General features: G+C 71.6%; 15 protein-coding genes, 5 tRNA genes and 1 riboswitch. Of the genes, 11 read left to right on the forward strand and 9 right to left on the reverse strand.

Annotated features, from left to right (window positions below):
• The first annotated feature begins 120 nt into the window (after window positions 1-120).
• From ACIRQH_RS06840 to ACIRQH_RS06855, 4 genes are all read left to right on the forward strand, one after another.
• Window positions 121-1,545, forward strand: coding sequence for an MFS transporter (locus ACIRQH_RS06840; protein WP_355883952.1), 1,425 nt, complete (start codon window positions 121-123; stop codon window positions 1,543-1,545).
• A gap of 92 nt (window positions 1,546-1,637) precedes the next feature.
• Window positions 1,638-2,873, forward strand: coding sequence for an L-2-hydroxyglutarate oxidase (lhgO, locus tag ACIRQH_RS06845; RefSeq protein WP_388867833.1), 1,236 nt, complete (start codon window positions 1,638-1,640; stop codon window positions 2,871-2,873).
• 88 nt (window positions 2,874-2,961) lie between these two features.
• On the forward strand, window positions 2,962-3,798 hold the full coding sequence (gene trmB / locus ACIRQH_RS06850; RefSeq protein WP_388867837.1) for a tRNA (guanosine(46)-N7)-methyltransferase TrmB: 837 nt from the start codon (window positions 2,962-2,964) through the stop codon (window positions 3,796-3,798).
• A gap of 96 nt (window positions 3,799-3,894) precedes the next feature.
• The gene (locus tag ACIRQH_RS06855; RefSeq protein ID WP_404224587.1) at window positions 3,895-5,223 is read left to right on the forward strand and encodes a PrsW family intramembrane metalloprotease; all 1,329 of its coding nucleotides are present in this window, start codon (window positions 3,895-3,897) and stop codon (window positions 5,221-5,223) included.
• 63 nt (window positions 5,224-5,286) lie between these two features.
• Here ACIRQH_RS06855 and ACIRQH_RS06860 read toward each other — a convergent pair whose 3' ends face one another.
• The 5 genes from ACIRQH_RS06860 to ACIRQH_RS06880 form a co-directional block, all read right to left on the reverse strand.
• Complete coding sequence (locus tag ACIRQH_RS06860) at window positions 5,287-6,231, reverse strand: aldo/keto reductase (RefSeq protein ID WP_358817855.1); 945 nt, start codon at window positions 6,229-6,231, stop codon at window positions 5,287-5,289.
• Between the two features lie 128 nt (window positions 6,232-6,359).
• Entirely contained in the window at window positions 6,360-7,397 is a 1,038-nt protein-coding gene (locus tag ACIRQH_RS06865; protein WP_388867841.1) for a M23 family metallopeptidase, read from the reverse strand.
• 11 nt (window positions 7,398-7,408) lie between these two features.
• A riboswitch (cyclic di-AMP (ydaO/yuaA leader) is annotated at window positions 7,409-7,566 on the reverse strand.
• 257 nt (window positions 7,567-7,823) lie between these two features.
• Window positions 7,824-9,050, reverse strand: coding sequence for a PP2C family protein-serine/threonine phosphatase (locus ACIRQH_RS06870; protein ID WP_404224589.1), 1,227 nt, complete (start codon window positions 9,048-9,050; stop codon window positions 7,824-7,826).
• 203 nt (window positions 9,051-9,253) lie between these two features.
• Window positions 9,254-9,327: transfer RNA gene (locus tag ACIRQH_RS06875), tRNA-Met, on the reverse strand.
• A gap of 144 nt (window positions 9,328-9,471) precedes the next feature.
• Window positions 9,472-10,632 carry a dihydrofolate reductase family protein gene (locus ACIRQH_RS06880; RefSeq protein WP_404224591.1) on the reverse strand — a complete coding sequence of 387 codons (1,161 nt, stop codon included), beginning with the start codon at window positions 10,630-10,632 and terminating at the stop codon, window positions 9,472-9,474.
• A 66-nt stretch (window positions 10,633-10,698) separates the two neighbouring features.
• On the opposite strand from ACIRQH_RS06880, the gene ACIRQH_RS06885 reads away from it, so the two are divergent.
• A complete protein-coding gene (locus ACIRQH_RS06885; RefSeq protein ID WP_404224593.1) occupies window positions 10,699-11,208 on the forward strand; it encodes a MarR family winged helix-turn-helix transcriptional regulator in 510 nt (169 codons plus the stop codon).
• A 149-nt stretch (window positions 11,209-11,357) separates the two neighbouring features.
• Window positions 11,358-12,002 carry a GTP cyclohydrolase II gene (gene ribA / locus ACIRQH_RS06890; RefSeq protein WP_388930012.1) on the forward strand — a complete coding sequence of 215 codons (645 nt, stop codon included), beginning with the start codon at window positions 11,358-11,360 and terminating at the stop codon, window positions 12,000-12,002.
• 77 nt (window positions 12,003-12,079) lie between these two features.
• On the opposite strand, the gene ACIRQH_RS06895 is transcribed toward ribA, so the two are convergent.
• From ACIRQH_RS06895 to ACIRQH_RS06910, 4 genes are all read right to left on the reverse strand, one after another.
• Window positions 12,080-12,152: transfer RNA gene (locus tag ACIRQH_RS06895), tRNA-Lys, on the reverse strand.
• Between the two features lie 120 nt (window positions 12,153-12,272).
• Complete coding sequence (locus ACIRQH_RS06900; protein WP_388867983.1) at window positions 12,273-13,808, reverse strand: amino acid permease; 1,536 nt, start codon at window positions 13,806-13,808, stop codon at window positions 12,273-12,275.
• 190 nt (window positions 13,809-13,998) lie between these two features.
• Window positions 13,999-16,155: a DEAD/DEAH box helicase gene (locus ACIRQH_RS06905; protein WP_404224595.1), complete on the reverse strand. Its 2,157-nt coding sequence runs from the start codon at window positions 16,153-16,155 to the stop codon at window positions 13,999-14,001.
• Between the two features lie 235 nt (window positions 16,156-16,390).
• Window positions 16,391-16,909 (reverse strand): hypothetical protein, encoded by a 519-nt coding sequence (locus ACIRQH_RS06910; RefSeq protein WP_358817863.1) that lies wholly within the window; start codon window positions 16,907-16,909, stop codon window positions 16,391-16,393.
• A 427-nt stretch (window positions 16,910-17,336) separates the two neighbouring features.
• Between ACIRQH_RS06910 and ACIRQH_RS06915 the strand changes: the two genes are divergently transcribed.
• The 5 genes from ACIRQH_RS06915 (at window position 17,337) to ACIRQH_RS06935 (ending at window position 19,753) form a co-directional block, all read left to right on the forward strand.
• On the forward strand, window positions 17,337-17,687 hold the full coding sequence (locus ACIRQH_RS06915; RefSeq protein WP_081218193.1) for a metallopeptidase family protein: 351 nt from the start codon (window positions 17,337-17,339) through the stop codon (window positions 17,685-17,687).
• A 111-nt stretch (window positions 17,688-17,798) separates the two neighbouring features.
• Window positions 17,799-19,379: a metallophosphoesterase gene (locus ACIRQH_RS06920; RefSeq protein WP_404224597.1), complete on the forward strand. Its 1,581-nt coding sequence runs from the start codon at window positions 17,799-17,801 to the stop codon at window positions 19,377-19,379.
• Between the two features lie 80 nt (window positions 19,380-19,459).
• A tRNA-Glu gene (locus ACIRQH_RS06925) sits at window positions 19,460-19,532 on the forward strand.
• 48 nt (window positions 19,533-19,580) lie between these two features.
• Window positions 19,581-19,655, forward strand: a tRNA-Asp gene (locus tag ACIRQH_RS06930).
• 24 nt (window positions 19,656-19,679) lie between these two features.
• Window positions 19,680-19,753, forward strand: a tRNA-Phe gene (locus ACIRQH_RS06935).
• Window positions 19,754-19,800 lie beyond the last annotated feature (47 nt).

Consider the following 19,800-nt stretch of genomic DNA (forward strand, 5'->3'; position numbering starts at 1 on the left):
CCACAATCCCGCCAACCGGACCTACGCCCCTTAACGCTGGGGATCGGGCGAACTACGCTGGGTTTACGAATGCCGCGTGGTTATGCCAGTGCGGCAGCCGTCTGTGTCGAGGGGTGGCGCATGTCCAGGGAGCAACGCGGGCCGAACGAAAAACTCGGCGCCGTTCTCGCCCTCGCGGGAATCAGCAATGCAGGACTCGCGCGTCGCGTCAACGATCTTGGCGCCCAACGCGGGTTGACGCTTCGCTACGACAAGACGTCGGTGGCGCGCTGGGTGTCGAAAGGCATGGTGCCGCAAGGCGCCGCGCCGCACCTCATCGCGGCCGCCATCGGCCAGAAACTCGGCCGTCCGGTGCCGCTGCACGAGATCGGCCTGGCCGACGCCGATCCGGCGCCGGAGGTGGGTCTCGCCTTCCCCCGTGACGTCGGGCAGGCGGTGCGGTCGGCGACCGAGCTGTACCGCCTCGACCTCGCCGGGCGCCGGGCCGGCGGCGGAGGCATCTGGCAGTCGTTGGCCGGTTCCTTCGCCGTGAGCGCCTATGCGACCCCCGCGTCGCGGTGGCTGATAACCCCGGCCGACAGTTCGGTGGCGCGCGACGTGAGCCCCGGTGAGGACTCCGGAGCACCGCTGAAAGTCGGCCACAGCGATGTGCTGAAGCTGCGTGAGGCAGCCGAGGACGCCAGGCGCTGGGACTCCAAGTACGGGGGCGGCGACTGGCGTTCGTCCATGGTGCCCGAGTGTCTGCGGGTCGAGGCGGCGCCGCTGCTGCTCGGCTCCTACTCCGACGAGGTGGGCCGGGCCCTGTTCGGCGCGTCCGCCGAACTCACCCGTCTCGCGGGCTGGATGGCCTTCGACACGGGGCAACAGGAGGCGGCGCAGCGCTACTACATCCAGGCCCTGCGCCTGGCGCGGGCCGCCGCGGACGTCCCCCTCGGGGGCTACGTGCTGGCCTCCATGTCCCTCCAGGCGACCTATCGGGGCTTCGGCGACGAGGGCGTCGACCTCGCCCAGGCCGCCGTGGAGCGCAACCGGGGCCTCGCCACCGCCCGCACGATGAGCTTCTTCCGGCTCGTCGAGGCACGTGCCCACGCCCGCGCGAGTGACGCCCAGGCGGCCGGCACGGCCCTGAAGGCGGCCGAGGGCTGGCTCGAGCGCGCCCGTGACGGCGACCACGACCCGTCCTGGCTCGGCTTCTACTCGTACGACCGCTTCGCGGCCGACGCCGCCGAGTGCTACCGCGACCTGAAGGCGCCCCGTCAGGTGCGCCGCTTCACGGAGCAGGCGCTGTCGCAGCCGACGGAGGAGTTCGTCCGGTCGCACGGGCTGCGCCTGGTCGTGTCGGCGGTCGCCGAACTGGAGTCGGGCAATCTCGACGCGGCGTGCGAGCAGGGCGTACGGGCGGTGGAGGTCGCGGGACGCATCTCGTCCGCGCGCACCACCGAGTACGTGAAGGATCTGCTGCACCGCCTGGAGCCGTACGGCGACGAGCCGCGTGTGGTGGAGCTGCGGGAGCGGGCGCGACCGCTGCTGATGGCTCCGGCGTAGGGCGGCACCGCGTCCCGCTGCCGCCGCCCCTTCGACCGGGCGAGACGCGGCGGGGCGTGAATCTCGGGTTTGAGGGCATTGTCAGTGGCGCAGTGCACTATCGAAGCCGGGAGGTGGTGCAGGTGCGGAGCGCGTACGACTGCGATGTGCTGGTGATCGGCGGCGGAATCGTCGGCCTGTCGACGGCCTATGCCGTCACGCGCGCGGCGCCGGGCACCCGGGTGACGGTGCTGGAGAAGGAGCAGGGCCCCGCCCGGCACCAGACCGGCCGCAACAGCGGCGTGATCCACAGCGGTGTCTACTACCGCTCGGGCTCCCTGAAAGCGCGGTACGCGGTGCGGGGCGCCGCCGAGATGATCAAGTTCTGCGCGGAGTACGACATCCCGCACGCCGTCACCGGCAAGCTGATCGTCGCGACGGAGAAGGCCGAGCTGCCCCGGCTGCACGCCCTGGTCCAGCGCGGCAGGGAGAACGGCATTCCGGTCCGGGAGCTGGGTCCCGCCCAGATCGCCGAGGCCGAGCCCGAGGTGCGCGGCCTCGCCGCGATCCACGTCGGCACCACCGGCGTCTGCGACTACGTGGCGGTGGCCCGGCAGCTCGCGGAGGCCTCCGGCGCGGACATCCGGTACGGCGCGGACGTCGTACGGATCGACCGGCGCCCCGACCTCGGCGCCGCCGTCCGCACGGCCGACGGCACGATCGTCCGCGGTCGGGTTCTGGTGAACTGCGCGGGACTGCACTGCGACGAGACGGCCCGCCTGACGGGCGACGACCCGGGGATGCGGATCGTGCCCTTCCGCGGCGAGTACTTCACCCTGGCGCGGCCGGAGCTGGTGCGCGGCCTGGTGTATCCGGTGCCCGACCCCGCCTTCCCCTTCCTCGGCGTCCATCTCACCCGGGGCATCGACGGCAGCGTCCACATCGGCCCGAACGCGGTGCCCGCCCTCGCCCGCGAGGGATACGGATGGAGCGTCGTCCGCCCCCGTGAGCTGGGCGCGACGCTGTCCTGGCCGGGTTCCTGGCGGATAGCCCGCCGCCACTGGCGGTACGGCGCGGGGGAGCTCCGGCGTTCGGTGTCGAAGGCCGCGTTCACCCAGGCGGTCCGCAGGCTGCTGCCCGCGGTGACCCCGGACGACCTGCTGCCCGCCGCGGCCGGCGTCCGCGCCCAGGCCGTCCTGCGGGACGGCACGCTGGTCGACGACTTCCTGATCAAGGAGGGCCCGCGCACGGTGCACGTCCTGAACGCGCCGTCCCCCGCGGCCACGGCCTCCCTCCCGATCGGCCGCGAGGTCGCCCGCCGGGCCCTGGCTGCCCTCGCGGCCGGCTGATCGGGCGCCTTCCGGCAGGCCGCACCTCCCGCGGCCCGGTCCGGTCCGGTCACCCCCCGCCGCGACCCCCCGTAAAATCGACCGCACTGTGTCTGACTTCCTCGACTCCTCCGAAGAGACCCGGCCCGCCCCCGCCGAGGACGGCTCGCCGCGTCACCACCGCGCCAAGGGCGCGCCCCGCTTCCCCGGCGGCCCGCAGGCCGACCCCGCCGGCTCCCACTTCGAGCGGCGGATCCGGAGCTTCCAGCCGCGCCGGAGCCGGGTGACGACCGGACAGGGCGAGGCCCTGCAGCGCCTGTGGCCCACGTGGGGACTGGACATCGACGGACAGCGCACGCTCGACCTGGCGGAGCTGTTCGGGGCCGACCTGCCCGTCGTGCTGGAGATCGGCTTCGGCATGGGTGAGGCCACCGCACAGATGGCGGCCGAGGACCAGAAGACCGGAATCCTCGCCGTCGACGTGCACACCCCCGGCCAGGGGAATCTGCTGAGCCTCGCGGAGCGCGGCGGTCTGACCAACATCCGGGTCGCGAACGGCGACGCGATCATCCTGCTCCGCGAGATGCTCCCGCCCGCGTCCCTGAACGGCCTGCGGGTCTACTTCCCCGACCCCTGGCCCAAGAAGCGGCACCACAAGCGGCGGCTGATCCAGCCGGAGTTCCTGGACCTCGCCGCGACCCGCCTCAAGCCGGGCGCCCTGGTGCACTGCGCGACGGACTGGGAACCGTACGCCGACCAGATGCTCGAAGTCCTGAGCGCGCACCCCGACTTCGAGAACACGCTGCGGGACGGCGGTTTCGCGCCGCGTCCGGAGTTCCGGCCGCTGACCCGTTTCGAGGGACAGGGACTGGACAAGGGTCATGTGGTGAACGACCTCCTCTTCCGGCGCGTACAGCACCGAGACCAGCACGCCCCGGGCGCCTGACCCGCGCACGGCCCTCCGGCACCCGCGGGATCTCGTACACCAGGACGACTCCGGCCACCGTCGCGAGCCGCGCCCTCCCTCGTTAGGGTCAATGCCGTGGCCATCAGTCCCCCGTACCCCCCGCAGCCCGGCGTCCCCGCCGGGCATGCGCTGCGCCATCCGCACTGGTGGCAGCGCAGATGGGTCCGGTACGGAGCGCTGATCACCCTGCTGGCGCTGTCCGGTCTCGTCATCCTCGCGCTCGTCCGCGAACAGACGGGCACCGAGGGCTTCCTGGTCGGTCTCGGTCTCGCCGTGTTCCCGGTGCCGCTGCTCATGGCCGCGTTCCGGTGGCTGGACCGGGTCGAGCCGGGCCCCTGGCGCAACCTGGTCTTCTCGTTCGCCTGGGGCGCCTGCGCGGCCGCGCTCATAGCGATCGTCGCCAACAGTTTCGCCACGCGGTGGATAGCGACCGCGACCGCGGATCCCTCCAGCGCCGACACCCTCGGTGCGACCGTCATAGCCCCCGTCGTCGAGGAGTCGGCGAAGGCGGCGGCCGTCCTGCTGGTCTTCCTGTTCCGCAGACGGGACTTCACCGGGATCGTCGACGGGGTGGTCATAGCCGGGGTCACCGCCACCGGCTTCGCCTTCACCGAGAACATCCTCTATCTCGGCACCGCCTTCGGCACCGACCGGCTCAGCGGGGGCAGCGGACTGTCCTCCGTCACCGCCGCGACGTTCTTCGTCCGCGTGGTGATGTCGCCCTTCGCGCATCCCCTGTTCACCGTGCTGACGGGCATCGGCTTCGGCGTCGCGGCCCTGTCCGCCGAGCGCCAGCACGTGCGCCGCGTGCTGGTCCCGTTCGCCGGACTGCTGCTCGCGATGGGCATGCACTCGGTGTGGAACAGCTCGTCGGACTTCGGGGAGTACGGCTTCTTCGCGGTCTACGCGGCCTTCATGGTGCCGGCGTTCGGGCTGCTGACCTGGCTGGTCGTCTGGACCCGGCAGCGCGAGCTGCGCATCGTGCGCACGGAACTGCCCGCGTACACCACCGCGGGCTGGCTGGGCGCTGCCGAGCCCTACGTCCTCGGCTCGATGCGGGCCCGACGGCTCGCCCGCGAGTACGCCGGCCATCACTGGGGGAAGGCCGCGGCCCGCTCGGTCGCCGAGTACGAGGCCTACGCCACCTCGCTGGCGTTCCTGCGCCACCGGGGGCGCCGGGGCCGCGCGGGCGCCGACTTCGTCGTACGGGAACGCGAGCTGCTGCACGAGCTGTGGCGCCGCAGGGAGATCGCCCGCCCCTCCCTCGCCTACGCGGCCCGCGCCACCTCCCCGATACCCGCGCCGCCCCCCTGGCCGGCGCACGGCTACGGGTACGCCGCCCCACCGGTCCAGCCGTACGCGCCGCCGGTGCCGTATCCGGCGTACAACCCCTACCGTTCGTAGCCCCCGCCCCCCGCGGGACGGCACCTCGCCGGTACGGGGGCCGGGGTTCGGTTCACGCGCGGGTCACGCCGACGCCTGGGTCAGGCGTGACAGTTCCGCCTCCGTCAGCGACAGGTCCGCGACACCCAGCAGGGCCGGGAGCTGCTCCACCGTCCGGGCGGAGGCGATCGGCGCGGCGACGGTCGGCTGGGCGGCGAGCCAGGCGAGGGCGACGGTCGGAACGGCCGCGTTGTGGGCCTCGGCGATCTCGTCGAGCGCGGTGAGGACCCGCTGTCCGCGTTCCGTCTCCAGGTGCTTGGACGCACCCGCGGCACGGGGCGAGTCGACGGTCGTGCCCGGACGGTACTTGCCGGTGAGGAAGCCGGCGGCGAGCGCGGAGTAGGGGACGGCGGCCAGTCCGGCGCGGGAGGCGACATCCCGCAGGGCGCCCTCGTAGGTGTCGCGCGAGACCAGGTTGTACTGCGGCTGGAGCGCGACGTAGCGGGCGAGGCCCTCGCGGTCGGAGAACTCCAGGGACTCCTGGAGCCGCTCCGGGGAGATGTTGGACGCGGCGATGTGCCGCACCTTGCCGGCCGTCACCAGCTCGTCGAGGGCGCCGATGATCTCGTCGACCGGCACCTCGGTCTTGTCGAAGTGGGTGTAGTAGAGGTCGATGTGGTCCGTGCCCAGGCGGCGCAGCGACGCGTCGGCGGCGGCCTTGATGTTGGCGCCGGAGAGCCCCGGGAAGGCCGGGTGCTGGCTGACCTTGGTGGCGACGACGAAGTCCGCACGGTTGCCGCGGGCCTTCAGCCACGTGCCGATGATCGACTCGGACTCGCCGCCCTCGTTGCCGTCGACCCACGACGAGTACGAGTCGGCCGTGTCGAGGAAGTTGCCGCCGGCGGCCGCGTAGGCGTCGAGGACGGCGAAGGACCGGGTCTCGTCCGCCGTCCAGCCGAAGACGTTGCCGCCCAGCGAGAGCGGGAAGACCTCGAGGTCGGAGGAGCCGAGCTTGCGAAGAGAAGTCATGGGGTGATTCAACGCCCGCACAGGATGCCTGTATTCCACATGCATCCCGCGCGCCCCGGTCCTCCCGCCGAAACGGCCGGTCGCAGGAGTCCCCCGCGAGCCGGCCGCCGGTCAGCAGTCCGTACGGATCAGGGGTTGAGGCCCTTGCCCTGGAGCCACGCCATCGGGTCGATGCCGGTGGCGGCACCGCCGGGGTGGACCTCCAGGTGGAGGTGCGGCCCGGTGACGTTGCCCGTCGCGCCCACGCGGCCGATGACGTCGCCGGTGGCGACCTTCTGGCCGACGCTGACGCTGATCGACGACTGGTGGCAGAACCACAGCTCGGTGCCGTCGTCGAGGGTGAGGATCGTGCGGTAGCCGTACGATCCGGCCCAGCCCGCCTCGGTGACGGTGGCGCTGTGGATGGCCTTGATCAGCGTGCCGGTGGGCGCCGCGAAGTCGAGACCCGTGTGGTAGCCGGACGACCACAGGGCACCGGCCTCACCGAAGCGCGAGGTCAGGGTGTACGAGGAGGTCGGCAGCGAGTAGCTCTTGGCGAGCTTGGCGAGACGCTCGGCCTCGGCCTTCGCCTTGGCCTCCTCCTCCGCCTTCTTCTTCGCGGCGTCCGCCTTGGCCTTCGCGTCGTCCTGCTGCTTGGTGGCGAGCGCGGTGGCCTGCTTCGCGGCGGCTGTCTCGGCGGCCTCCTGGGTGGCGCTGTCGGCCTGGTTCTGCTGCGACTCGGCCTGCTGCATGATGCGGGCCCGCAGGGCCTCACCGGCGTCCGTGGTGCCCTGGGCGGTGTCGGCGGTGGTCAGTCCCGCGCCGGTGAGCGGAGTCGTGGAGCCCTTGGGGGCCTCGGCGCCGTCGCTGATCAGGGCCTTGGCCGAGTGGGTGACCGAGGACAGGTCGGGCAGCGAGATCGAGACCGGCGCCTTGCCGGGCGCCGCGGTGGCCATGCCACCGGCGCCGACTGCGGCGATGACGCCTACACCGAGGACCGTGGAGCTGCGGGCGAGTCCTCCGCCGCGCTGCTTTCCCACGCGGTGCCGGCCACGAACGGGACGGACGGAATCCTCGGTGGGGTTCCACTCCTCCCAGGGTCCCTCGTCCTTGCCGTAGGCGAAGCCGAAGGACTGTGTGTCATTCGGCGCGAACGAGGTTGGCTGAGCAGGCCGGTTGGACGCCACGTGGGCGCACTCCTTTCCTTCCTTCTCGCCTACCGGGTTAGCTGACGGGTTCGGAGCAGGAAGGTCTCCTACGCGCGTATACCCACCGTGCTGCCACGGCGGAATACGCTCGATTCACCCCAAGTTGGTGGTTCCCCGGTTCCCTTGCGGGATTCGGCGCATGCGCACGGAGCCATCTCTTGTGACGGCTGGGACGACCGCGCTGCGTTATCGAACGTTAATAGACCTGGCCACCTGATTCCAAGCTGTTCAGACTGATCATTAACGCTTTTTGGCCAGGACTTTGGGGTCATGGGCGATGAAAAACGGGCGAGTTGGCCTCATCCCGTCGACACGGATTCATTTGACGGTACGTCAGTCGTTATGCGGAGGGACACGCTTCGGTCACCCCTCGTGACAACGATCAAGAAAGGCCTCCGCGGACGGTCAGCCGCGCCGGACGGCGAGCAGCGCCATGTCGTCGCTGAGGGCGCCGCCCGTGTGCCGCCGGACCTCGTCGGCGAGGGTGTTCAGCAGCGCGTCGGGCCCTGGGAAGACCCGCCCGGCCAGCCGCGCGGCCGGATCGTAGAACTCCCCGCGCACGTCCCGGGCCTCGGACAGCCCGTCGGTGTGGAGCAGCAGGATCGCGCCGTGCGGAAAACGGGCCGGCACCGCCCGGTCGGGTGTGCCGCCCAGGTCGCTCATCCCCAGGGGCAGCGCGGCGGGCCCGCCGGTGAGCGGGAGGAGGGTGCCGTCGGGATGCAGCATCAGGGGCGGCGGATGCCCCCGGTTGACGACGCGGACGATCTCCTCGTCGTGCGGGATCTCCGCGAGGACGGCAGTGGTGAACCCCTCGACGGCGTCGAGGTTGTCGCGCCGGGTGCCCTCGCGCTTCAGTGCCCGCTCCAGCCGCTGCGCGACCGCCTCCAGGGTCGCCTCCTGCTCCGCCGCCTCCCGGAACGCGCCGATGACCACGGCGACGGCGGCGACCGCCGTCATCCCCTTGCCGCGTACGTCCCCGACGACCAGCCGCACGCCGTACGGGGTGTCCTGCACCGCGTACAGGTCCCCGCCGATGAACGCGTCCGCCTGGGCCGCCTCGTAGCGCGCGGCGACGTCGAGGCCGTCGATCCGCGCCTGGGGTTCGGGCAGCACGGCCCGCTGCGCGAACTCGGCGATCTCCCAGACGGAGTCGAGCCGCTCGTCGCTGCGCCGGACGAGGATGTTGATGAGGATGCCCAGGACGGCCGCCGTGGCGACGGTGACGACCTCGGTGACCGCGTCGATCCGCAGGACGATGCCGAGGCGCAGGTGCACGAGGATCAGCGCGCCGACGGCGGCGGCGCCGGTGAGGACGGTGCCGCGCAGCGAGTAGAGGGGCGCGGCGATCAGGGTGGCGGCCGTGAAGAGGGGGGCTGCGGTGAACTCGCCCGGCGTGAAGTAGTCGTAGAAGGTCCCGCCGATGACCAGCAGCACGGGCAGGGCTCGCACGAGGGCGCGCACGGAGGAGATACGGCCCGTACGCCATCGCGCCGGACCGGTTCCGGCATCGCCCGCGGGTCCGGACGCACCCGAAGCACCGGAGACCCCCGTCGCCCGCGGATCACCGAGGGGCGGGCGGTCGGCCCGGTCGTCGAGTTCTCCGGTCCGCTCCTCACCTCCTGGCTGACCCACACGTCCAGCAGACCCGGAGCAGGGGCGGCGGGCGACCGGTGTGGCCCGACCGAGGGATTCCGCCGCTCTTCGGGGTGAGCCCGGGAACGGCACGGCGCGGCACAGCGGCACAGCGGCAGAGGCAAAGGAGACCGCGAAAGGGAGCCCGTACCAACACCAAGGGCCGGAACTCGTGAATCCGAGTTCCGGCCCTTGGCCTTCAGTAGCGGGGACAGGATTTGAACCTGCGACCTCTGGGTTATGAGCCCAGCGAGCTACCGAGCTGCTCCACCCCGCGTCGTTAAAACCAGTGTACGCCATCCGCGGGACCCTCAGAACACGCTCCGCTTCCACATGCCGTCCACCGGGCGGGCGACGCGTCGCCCGCCCCTCCGCGTCGGCCCACGAGCGGCCCCAAGCGACCGCGGCCGTGCGGGTTCCCTCAGGCCGTTCGGTGCTCGGCCCCGTCCAGCAGATGGCGGTTGGGCGCCTTGGCGATCTCCTCGTACTCGGGCAGGAGGACGACGTCGGCGCCCGCAGCGGCGAGGAGCCCGTTGCCGTCGGCATCGGTGACGAAGGTGTCGGGCTCGCGCCAGGCGGTGACGACCCGCCGTACGCCGGCGTCGAGGATGAGCCGGGCGCAGGGTGCGGGCCGGGAGGCACGGCGGGCGCACGGCTCCAGGCTGCTGTAGACGGTGGCGGCGGGCAGCCGCGGGTCGGCCGGGTCGATCTTGGCGAGGGCGGCCTCCTCGGCGTGCACCACGGGGTCGTCGCCCTCGCGGGAGTGGCCGCGGGCCAGCTCAGTCCCGTCGGCCGCGACGACCACGGCGCCCACACTGAACGCGGTCTCCGAGGGCGGGCAGGAGGCCGCCAGCTCGCAGGCGAGGGCCAGCCACCGCCGGTCGGCGGCGGAGGCGGTCCGGCCGGTGCCGGGCGCGGTGGGGACGTAGCGGATGAGGACGACGTCCCCGACGGGCCGGGTCTCGACGAGCCGCATACGGCCGGGGGGATAGGCCCCGGTCCCGAACAGTCGCGGCGCGTCCGGCTGCCCGACGAAGAGCGGCGCGACGGCGAGCTGCAGTTCGTCGGCGAGTCCCTCCCGTACGAGCTGGGTGTGGACCCGTCCGCCGCCCTCGACCATCAGACGGCGTACGCCCCGGACGTCGTGCAGATGCTCCAGCAGCACACGCCAGTCCAGCTCGGGTCCGGTCGGGACGATGTCGACGCCGGGCAGGCCGTGCAGCAGGCCGGCGGCCCGCCGGGCGCCCTCGTCGGTCGAGTAGACGGCCTTCTCGCCGCCCGTGTGCCAGAACTGCGCCTCCGGGTCGAGGTCGCCCGAGCCGCTGACGGTCACCTTCAGCGGATACTCCGGACGCCCGTCGGCGACGCGGGCCGCGCGGCGTTCGGCGGAGTTGACCAGCAGCCGGGGGTTGTCGGCGCGCAGGGTGCCGGCGCCGACCAGGATCGCGTCGCAGGACGCCCGCACCTCGTCGACCCGGTCGAAGTCGGCCGGGCCCGAGAGGAGCAGCCGCTCGGGCCCGGTGTCGTCCAGGAAGCCGTCGAGGGAGACGGCGGCGGACAACAGGACGTGGGGACGGGGCATCGGGGCGTTTCCTCCGGTCGCACTCACACAGTGGTTCAAGTTTTAAACAATACCTAGACTGGTCTCATGACGACCCGCTGGCTCTCCCCCGCCGAACAGCGCGCCTGGCGCTCGTACATCTCCGCGAGCTCCCTCCTGGAGGACACCATCGACCGCGGACTCCAGGCCGAGGCGGGCATGTCCCACCTTTACTACTCCATCCTGGCCAGGTTGTCCGAGGCGCCCGAGCGACGGCTGCGGATGACGGAGCTGGCCGAGACGCTGAAGATCACGCGCAGCCGTCTGACGTACGCCGTGACGCGGCTGGAGAAGGACGGCACCGTACGCCGCGAGGGCTGCCCGACCGACCGGCGCGGCCACGTGGCCGTGCTCACCGACGAGGGCATGGATCTCGTGGAGCGGACCGCGCCCGGGCACGTCGCGACGGTCCGGGCGGCGGTCTTCGACCGGCTGACCGCCGAGCAGGTGGGCCAGCTGGAGGAGATCTGCGGGGCCATCACCCGGGCGATCCAGGACGAGGACTCGGCGGCGCGCGGGGAAGATCTGCCGTGGCGACGGCGTTCCTGTTCGTCGTGAGGGACGCCGGAGACGGCGCGTGGACGACGCGCAACCCGTTGCTTGAACTTTGAAGCAGATGTAGTGTCTCGTCCCGGACGGTGTGCTTCAAATCTGAAGCACAATCCGCAGGCGCCGTCCCGTACGAACCCGCTGGACGGAGACACAACATGCGCGACCACCCCACCGCCACGGTGCGCACCCGCGTCCGCGTGCCCCTGCGCTTCGGCGACGGCTACTCCGTCGACGCGGACCTGGTCACCTTCCACGGCCTCGTCGACGGCAAGGAACACCTGGCCGTCGTCCTCGGCGACCCCGGCACGAACCCGCTGGTGCGACTGCACTCGGAGTGCCTGACCGGCGACGTCTTCGGCTCGGCCCGGTGCGACTGCGGACCGCAGCTGCGCGAGGCGGTGGAACAGATCGCGGACCGCGGCGGCGTCCTGCTGTACCTGCGCCAGGAGGGCCGCGGCATCGGCCTCTACAACAAGCTCGACGCGTACGCCCTCCAGGACGAGGGCCTCGACACGTACGCCGCCAACGCCGCCCTCGGCCTCCCCGAGGACGACCGCGACTACACGGCCGCCGCCCAGATGCTCCAGGCCCTCGGCATCGACACGCTCGACCTGCTCTCCAACAACCCCGACAAGGCCGAGCAGCTGCGCGACCTCGGCGTCACGGTCTCCCACCGCGTCCCGACGGGCGTCTTCGCCACCGCGCACAACGTCCGGTACCTGCGTGCCAAGGTCCTCCAGACCCAGCACACGCTGCCGCTGCCGGAGCTCACCGGCCTCACGGAGCTCACCGCGGGCTGACACCAGTGCGGTCGCCGCGCCCTGACGACATGACAGCGCCCCGCCCGGCGGAAACCGGGCGGGGCGCTGTCACGCGGTAGACCCTGTGGGACTCGAACCCACAACCAATGGATTAAAAGTCCACTGCTCTGCCAATTGAGCTAAGGGTCCCCGCACCGGACGAGGCCGATGCGGCGCACCGGACGCGCCGATGCATCCCCGAGCATAGCCGGACGCGGCCGGGACTCCGATCGGGTATCGGCGACCCGGCCACGCCGGACGCGCACAAGGTCAGGGATCCACCGGTTCGGGCGCTCCCTTGCGGAGCGCCTCACGGGCGATGTTGCGTTCGTGTCCGGGGTTGAGGAACCAGTGCCGGGCCGAGGCCAGCCACCAGGCCGCGGCGAAGCCGAGCACGACGAGAACCGCGACCGGGGCGTAGTTGAACGTCTCCCAGGTCACCGGGGAGACCTGCGGCAGCATGAACAGGATCGTGATGACGACCACCCAGCCGACCGCGACCACCCCGATCGGGCGGGACCAGCGGCCCAGGTGCCAGGGTCCGCGCTGGAAGTCCTCGCCCTTGCGCACCCGCAGGAACGTCGGGATGACGTAGGCGACATAGAGGCCGATGACCGCGATCGACGTCACGGCCGCGTAGGCCGCGTAATTGATCAGGTAGGGCAGTCCGAGCACGAGGGCGCCCAGCGCGGCCAGCCAGACCGCAGCGACGGGGGTCCGCGTGCGCGGGTTCACCGTGTGCCAGACGTTCGAGAACGGCAGCGCTCCGTCCCGCGAAAAGGCATAGATCATGCGGCTGTTGGCCGTCACCGACGCCATGCCGCAGAAGAGCTGCGCGCCGATCACGACCAGCAGCAGGAGCTTGCCTGACGTGGCGCCGACCGCGTCCAGCAGGATCTGCGCCGGGGGCGCGCCGGTCGCCGAGCCCAGCTCCTTGTCGTACGACTGGATGGCGAAGGTGAAGCCGAGGAGCAGCACGAATCCGGCGATCCACGACGTCCAGATGGACCGCACGATGCCTTTCGGGCCGGCCGTGGAGGCGTCGTGGGTCTCCTCCGTCATATGGGCGGAGGCGTCGTAGCCGGTGAACGTGTACTGGGCCATGAGGAGTCCGATGAGGACGACGTAGACCCCGCTGCCCCAGCCCGTGTTGTTCACGAACTTCGTGAACACGAAGCCGGCCGTCTGGTGGTGGTCCGGCACGAAGGTCAGCGCGCCGACGATGACGGCGACGCCGATGACGTGCCACCACACGCTGATGCTGTTGAGGAGGGCGACGATCCCCACGCCGAAGGTGTTGAGGAGGCCGTGCAGGATCAGGATCCCGGCGAACAGCAGGACCGTACGGCCGGGCGTCACCTCGAAGTCGAACTGGAGGTTCAGGTAGGCGCCGAGGAAGGACGCGGCACCGAAGTCGATGCCCGCGGTCACCGCGACCTGGCCGAGGACGTTGAACCAGCCCGTGAACCACGCCCAGGCCGCCGCGCTGCGCGGCGGGGCGAGGCGGTGCGCCCAGAAGTACAGCCCGGCGGAGGTCGGATAGGCCGAACAGATCTCGGCCATCGCGAGCCCGACGAACAGTGTCATCAGCCCGACCGCGACCCAGCCCCAGGTGATCACGGCGGGGCCGCCGGTGTTCATGCCGAACAGATACAGCGTCAGACAGCCCGACAGGACCGAGATGATCGTGAAGGAGACCGCGTAGTTGGAGAACGCCGACATGCGGCGGGCGAGAACCTGCGTGTAGCCGAGCTGGGCAAGCCGTTCTTCGTCCGACAGCCCACTGCCCGTGGCGTCATTTGTCATGCCCCCAGCGATTCCCTCGCGGGGGGCACGACATGCGCGGGGTGGAACATCAAGTTGGCCAGAAAAGGCCCTTGGCGCCCCGGCGGACGCCCGGAACGCCGAAGGGCCCGTACGACCGGAGTCGTACGGGCCCTCGAAGTGGCTGCGTGTCAGCTGTCAGGGACGGCTGTCAGCGTCCGCCGTCGGCGTCTCAGCCGTTGCGCTTCCAGCGCGGCTTGTCGTCGCGGCGGAACGAACCGGGAGCGGTTCCGGTGCCGGTCGTGCGGTGGTCGTCACGACGGCCCTGCGGACGGTCGTGGCCGCCGGAGCGGAAGCCACCGCCCGTGGGACGGTCGCCCTGACCGGCACGGTTGAAGGGACGGTCGCTGCCCCGGTGGCCACCGGCACTGCGGTTGTCGTCACGACGCTCGAAAGAACGGCCGCCACGGTCGTCACGGTTGAAGCCACCACTGCGGTTGTCGTCACGACGCTCGAAAGAACGGCCGCCACGGTCATCGCGGTTGAAGCCACCACTGCGGTTGTCGTCACGACGCTCGAAAGAACGGCCGCCACGGTCATCGCGGTTGAAGCCGCCACCGCGGTTGTCGTCACGACGGGGACCACGGTCGTCACGGTTGAAGCCGCCACCACGGTTGTCGCGGTTGAAGCCGCCACCGCGGTTGTCGTCACGACGGGGACCACGGTCGTCACGGTTGAAGCCGCCACCACGGTTGTCGTCACGGCGGAACCCACCGCGGTCGTTGTCACGGCGCTCGTAGTTGCCCCGCTCGTCACGGCGCTGACGCGGCTGCTCGTTCTGCTCGGCGACGGCGGCCTCGGCGGCCGGGGCCTCGGCCTCGGCGACGACGGCCTGCTCGGCTGCCTCGGCAGCGGCGGCCACGGCCATCTCCGGGTCCTCGCCCCGCTCACGCGCGGCACGGGCGATCAGACGGTCGGACTCCCCACGCAGCTCGGCCGCACGACGCTGCGCGCGCTCCAGCTCCTTGGTGAGCTGCGTGACCTCGCGCTCGGCCTGCTGGGCGGCGTCGCCCGCGGACTGGGCCTGGACCTCGGTCATCGAGCGGGCGCCGGTGATCTCGGCGACCTCGGGCTCGAAGGCCGTACCGGAGTTGATGATGTGACGCGCGGCGTCGACGCCCGCGTCCTCCATCAGCCGGAAGATCTGGCGGCGCTGGTGCGGCAGCGACAGCGACACGACGGTGCCGGAGCGGCCGGCGCGGGCGGTGCGGCCGGAGCGGTGCAGGTAGTCCTTGTGGTCGCCGGCCGGGTCCACGTTCAGGACCAGGTCGATGCCGTCGACGTGGATACCGCGGGCGGCGACGTCGGTCGCGACGAGCGCGTTGACGTAACCGTCCTTGAAGTCGGCCAGCGTCCGCGTACGGGCGCCCTGCGTCATGCCGCCGTGCAGCGCGTCGGCCTTCACACCGGCGTCACGCAGCTGCTCGGCGATGCGGTCGGCGCCCAGCTGGGTGCGGACGAAGATGATCGTGCGGCCCTTGCGGGAGGCGATCGCGGCGGTGACCGGCGCCTTGTCCTTGGGCTTCACGATGAGGATGTGGTGCGACATGGTCGTGACGTTGCCCTGGGCGCTGTCGACCTCGTGCGTGACCGGGTTGGTCAGGTAGCGCTTGACCAGCGTGGAGATCTCGTTCTCCATCGTGGCCGAGAACAGCATGCGCTGGCCGCCGCCGGGGATCTGGTCGAGCAGCTCGGTGACCTCGGGCAGGAAGCCCAGGTCGGACATCTGGTCGGCCTCGTCGAGCACGGCGACCTGGACGTTCGCGAGGGAGCAGGCGCCGCGGTTGATGATGTCGCGCAGGCGGCCCGGGGTGGCGACGAGGACGTCGACGCCGCGCTCCAGGGCGTAGATCTGGTTGCCCATCGACGTACCGCCGCAGACGACCTTCATCTTCAGGCCGAGGACGTCGCCGTACGGCTGGAGGGCGTCCGCGACCTGCATCGCGAGCTCACGCGTCGGCGTGAGGATGATGCCGCGGGGCTTCTTCTTCTCGGTGTGGCCGCCGGAGAGCTGCGTGAGCAGCGGCAGACCGAAGGAGAGGGTCTTGCCGGAGCCGGTGCGGCCACGGCCGAGGATGTCCTTGCCGGCCAGGGCGTCCGGGATGGTCGCGGCCTGGATCGGGAAGGGGCTGGTCACGCCGTTCTGCGCGAGCTTGCGGACGACACCCTCGGGCAGACCGAGGTCGGAGAAGGTCATCTCGGGGGCGGACTCGACGGTCTCGACGGTCTCGACGACCTCGACGCTCTCGACGACCTCGATGATCTCGTTCACGGTGTCGTTCTGGTCGTTCTCGGGCACGACGACGTGATCAGTACTGGAAACAGACATGCGAAATGCGAACCTTCCGGAGTTCTTCGGCACGCGCCCAAACTCCGTGAAGTCGCAATCGACCGCCTCTATGCGGTCCGGCCACGGCAAGGGAGAGTACGCGCCACGCGGCGCTCTCTTTGGCGGCGCCGGGCAAATGGGATCAAACGATCTACCACCATACGCACCCTCCACCCCCGAAGGCAAACCCGACCCCATACGCCCAGGTCAGGACGTTTTCAAGGGTGTCAGGGGCCTAGACCGGCGAGCCGGCCTCGGGCGCCGGCTCCCGCTGGACGAGCTGCGTCGCGGGCTGTTCGTGCGCCGACGACGACGGCTCGGCGGATCCCGGATCGGACGACGGCGGTGTCGACACGGGCGGCGGTTCGGGGGTCGGCTCCGCGGTCGTGCGCGTGGGCGTCGGCTCACCCGGCGGCACCGGGTCCGTGGACGGATCGCCGCCGCCCCTGTCCGTCGCCTTCGCGGACGGCTTCCCGCCCTTCGACGCGGACGCGGAGGGAGATGCGTCACCCGACTCCGACTCACCCGGCTTCGGCGACCCCTTGCGGCCCTTGCCGCCCTTCCCGCCGTGCGACCCGATCCCGCCGCCGCCCACCGAGGTCCCGCCGTCCGGCTGCTCGCCGGCCCGCTGCCCCGCGGAGTGCGAGGGCCCGGGCCGGTCGTCCCCGTCGTTCCCCACGCTCATGCAGCCGGCTGCGGCTGCGACGGCCATGACCGTGGCGGCCAGACGGACGGGTACGTACAAGGCGCGCACGGGCGGCCACCTCCGTAGGGGGCGTCCCCCGCTCGGGCGGAGCCGGGAGCGCGGGGAAGGAACGGGAGTTCCCCCTGTCCAACTCCCGCCGCCCGCAAGAGGACACGCGCCCCCGGACCCGACCGGCCCCGGGGGCCTGCCCGGAGTGCCCTTCCGGCCGCTGACGAAACGTCACGCGGGACGGGCGGATCCGCGGGCCCGGTGGCACCGACCGCGATGGCGCGACGGCCGGGGGCGGGTACGCCTGGATCGCCCGGTACCCCGAGAACGACCCGACGAAGGCGGGAGCGGCGGCGGCCGGGCCGCGCGGGCGAGGAGTGCGTGAGCAGCGCGCGTATGCGGCCCGCGTGAGCAGCGCGCCGCATCCGGGCCCTTCGGACACTCCGCCGGTACCCCCCGCGAGCGCCTCGTCCCCGACAATGGCCCTGTGCTGGAGATGACGCGCGAAACCTTCGAAGAGCTCGTGAGCCAGGCCCTCGACAAGATCCCGCCCGAGCTGACCCGGGTCATGGACAACGTCGCCGTGTTCGTCGAGGACGAGCCGCCGGCCGACGACCCCGAACTCCTCGGCCTCTACGAAGGCACCCCGCTCACCGACCGCGGCGAGTGGTACGCCGGGGTGCTCCCCGACCGCATCTCCATCTACATGGGCCCGATCCTGCGGATGTGCGAGACCCCGGACGAGGTGGTCCACGAGGTCGCCGTGACCGTCATCCACGAGATCGCCCACCACTTCGGCATTGACGACGAACGGCTGCACGAGCTGGGCTGGGGTTGACCGGACGACGCCCGCGAGGGCGACCGTCCGAGCCGCCACCGCCCGCGCCGACCACCCGCCGGGGCCGGCTCCGTCCGCATACCCGCCCCGGCACTTGGGCATACGGGACCAATGGTCCGCGCCCGCGCCGCCGCAACCGCCCTCGTCCGCCGTACCGCCGACCGCACCCGCCGGGCGCTCCCCGCACTCGGCCGCCGTCGCGCCCGCCGCAGGCCCGCGGTACCGGAGCTCGCCGCCCGGCCCAACCCGTACGCGCGCGCTCTCGGACTCCTCTGCGTGGTGCTGCTCGGCGCCTGGCTCGGACTGCTGGTCGTGGGCAACGTGCGCGTCCCCGTCGGCCCCATGAACACCACCATGACCCTGCGCCCCTCCCTCACCGGCGGCACGAAGATCAACGTCTCCCCGCTCGGCGCCCTGGAACTGCGGAGCCACCAGGCCCCGCTGCGCCTCGACGTGGACGTGGACCAACTCGATCCGGACCGTGCCCAGGCCCTCGTCGACCACCCCGAACGGCTCTCCGGCCTCCAGGACGAGGTGGCCCGGGACGTCGAGGACGGCACGATCGACCTGGCCGTGCGCTCCTGCATAGCCGTGGTCGTCGGCGCCACCGCCCTCGGCCTCGGCGTCTACCGCCGGCCACGCCGGGCCCTCGCCGCCGGCGGCCTCGCCCTCGCCCTGCTGGCCGCCTCCGGGGCGACCGCCTTCGCCACCTGGAACCCCAACTCGGTCCTGGAACCGAAGTACTCCGGGCTGCTGTCCTCCGCGCCCTCCCTGGTCGGCAACGCCCGCAACATCGTCAGCGAGTTCGACGTCTACCAGAAGGAGTTGGCGCGCCTGGTGACGAACGTGACGAAGCTGTACGACGTCACGTCCACCCTCCCCGCCTACGAGCCCGACCCGACCACGATCCGGGTCCTGCACGTCTCGGACATCCACCTCAACCCGGCGAGCTGGAAGATCATCGCCTCGCTCGTGAAGCAGTACTCCATCAACGTGATCGTCGACTCCGGCGACACCATGGACCACGGCACGGCCGCCGAGAACGGCTTCCTGGACCCGGTGCCGGACCTGGGCGCCCCGTACGTCTGGGTGCGCGGCAACCATGACTCGCGCCTCACCCAGCGCTACCTGGAACGGATGAAGAACGTCCACGTCCTCGACGACGGGCGGGCCGTCTCCGTCGCCGGGCTGCGCTTCGCGGGCATCGGCGACCCGCAGTTCACCCCGGACCGCGCGGTCGCGCCCGGCGGCGACGCCGCGGAGGACCTCGCCGGCGCCCGCCTCGCCTCGGCCCTGCGCGACCAGAGCGCCGCGGGCACACCGGCGGACGTCGCGATCGTCCACGAACCCGCCGCGGCGCGCGGGACGGACGGCGAGGTGCCCCTGGTGCTCTCCGGCCATCTGCACCACGAGGAGATGGAGGTCATGAAGTACGGCACCCGGCTGCGCGTCGAGGGCTCGACGGGCGGCAGCGGGCTGCGGGCGGTCGAGGGCAGGTACCCGGACCCGATCGAGGCCTCGGTCCTCTACTTCGACAGGGACACCCGGCGCCTCCAGGCCTGGGACGAGATCAAGCTGGGCGGCCTCGGCCTCACGAGCGCCGAGGTCAGCCGCCATCTCCCGAAGGAGAACCAGCCCGGCGCGACCCCGTCGCCGACCCCCTCACCGAGCCCCACCGGGACGGCTCGGTAAACCGTTTTGGCGATACCTCCCGCCATCCCATATGCTTCTCACGTCCCCGACGCGCTGAGAAGCGCGCAGGCGGGCCGATAGCCCTCATCGTCTAGCGGCCTAGGACGCCGCCCTTTCAAGGCGGTAGCACGGGTTCGAATCCCGTTGGGGGTACGCAACACCGTGTGCGACACTTGCTTCGCTCGTTCGCACACAAAGCTTGGTCCTGTGGAGCAGCTTGGAGTGCTCGCCACCCTGTCAAGGTGGAGGCCGCGGGTTCAAATCCCGTCAGGACCGCTGAGGTTTCCCCGGAAGCCTCGTGGCTGGGTAGCTCAGTTGGTACGAGCGATCGCCTGAAAAGCGATAGGTCGCCGGTTCGACCCCGGCCCCAGCCACAGCAGAGGCCCCGATCTTCGGATCGGGGCCTTTTTCGTGCCCCGGC

Source organism: Streptomyces sp. NPDC102279 (assembly GCF_044766365.1).
GTDB lineage: Bacteria > Actinomycetota > Actinomycetes > Streptomycetales > Streptomycetaceae > Streptomyces.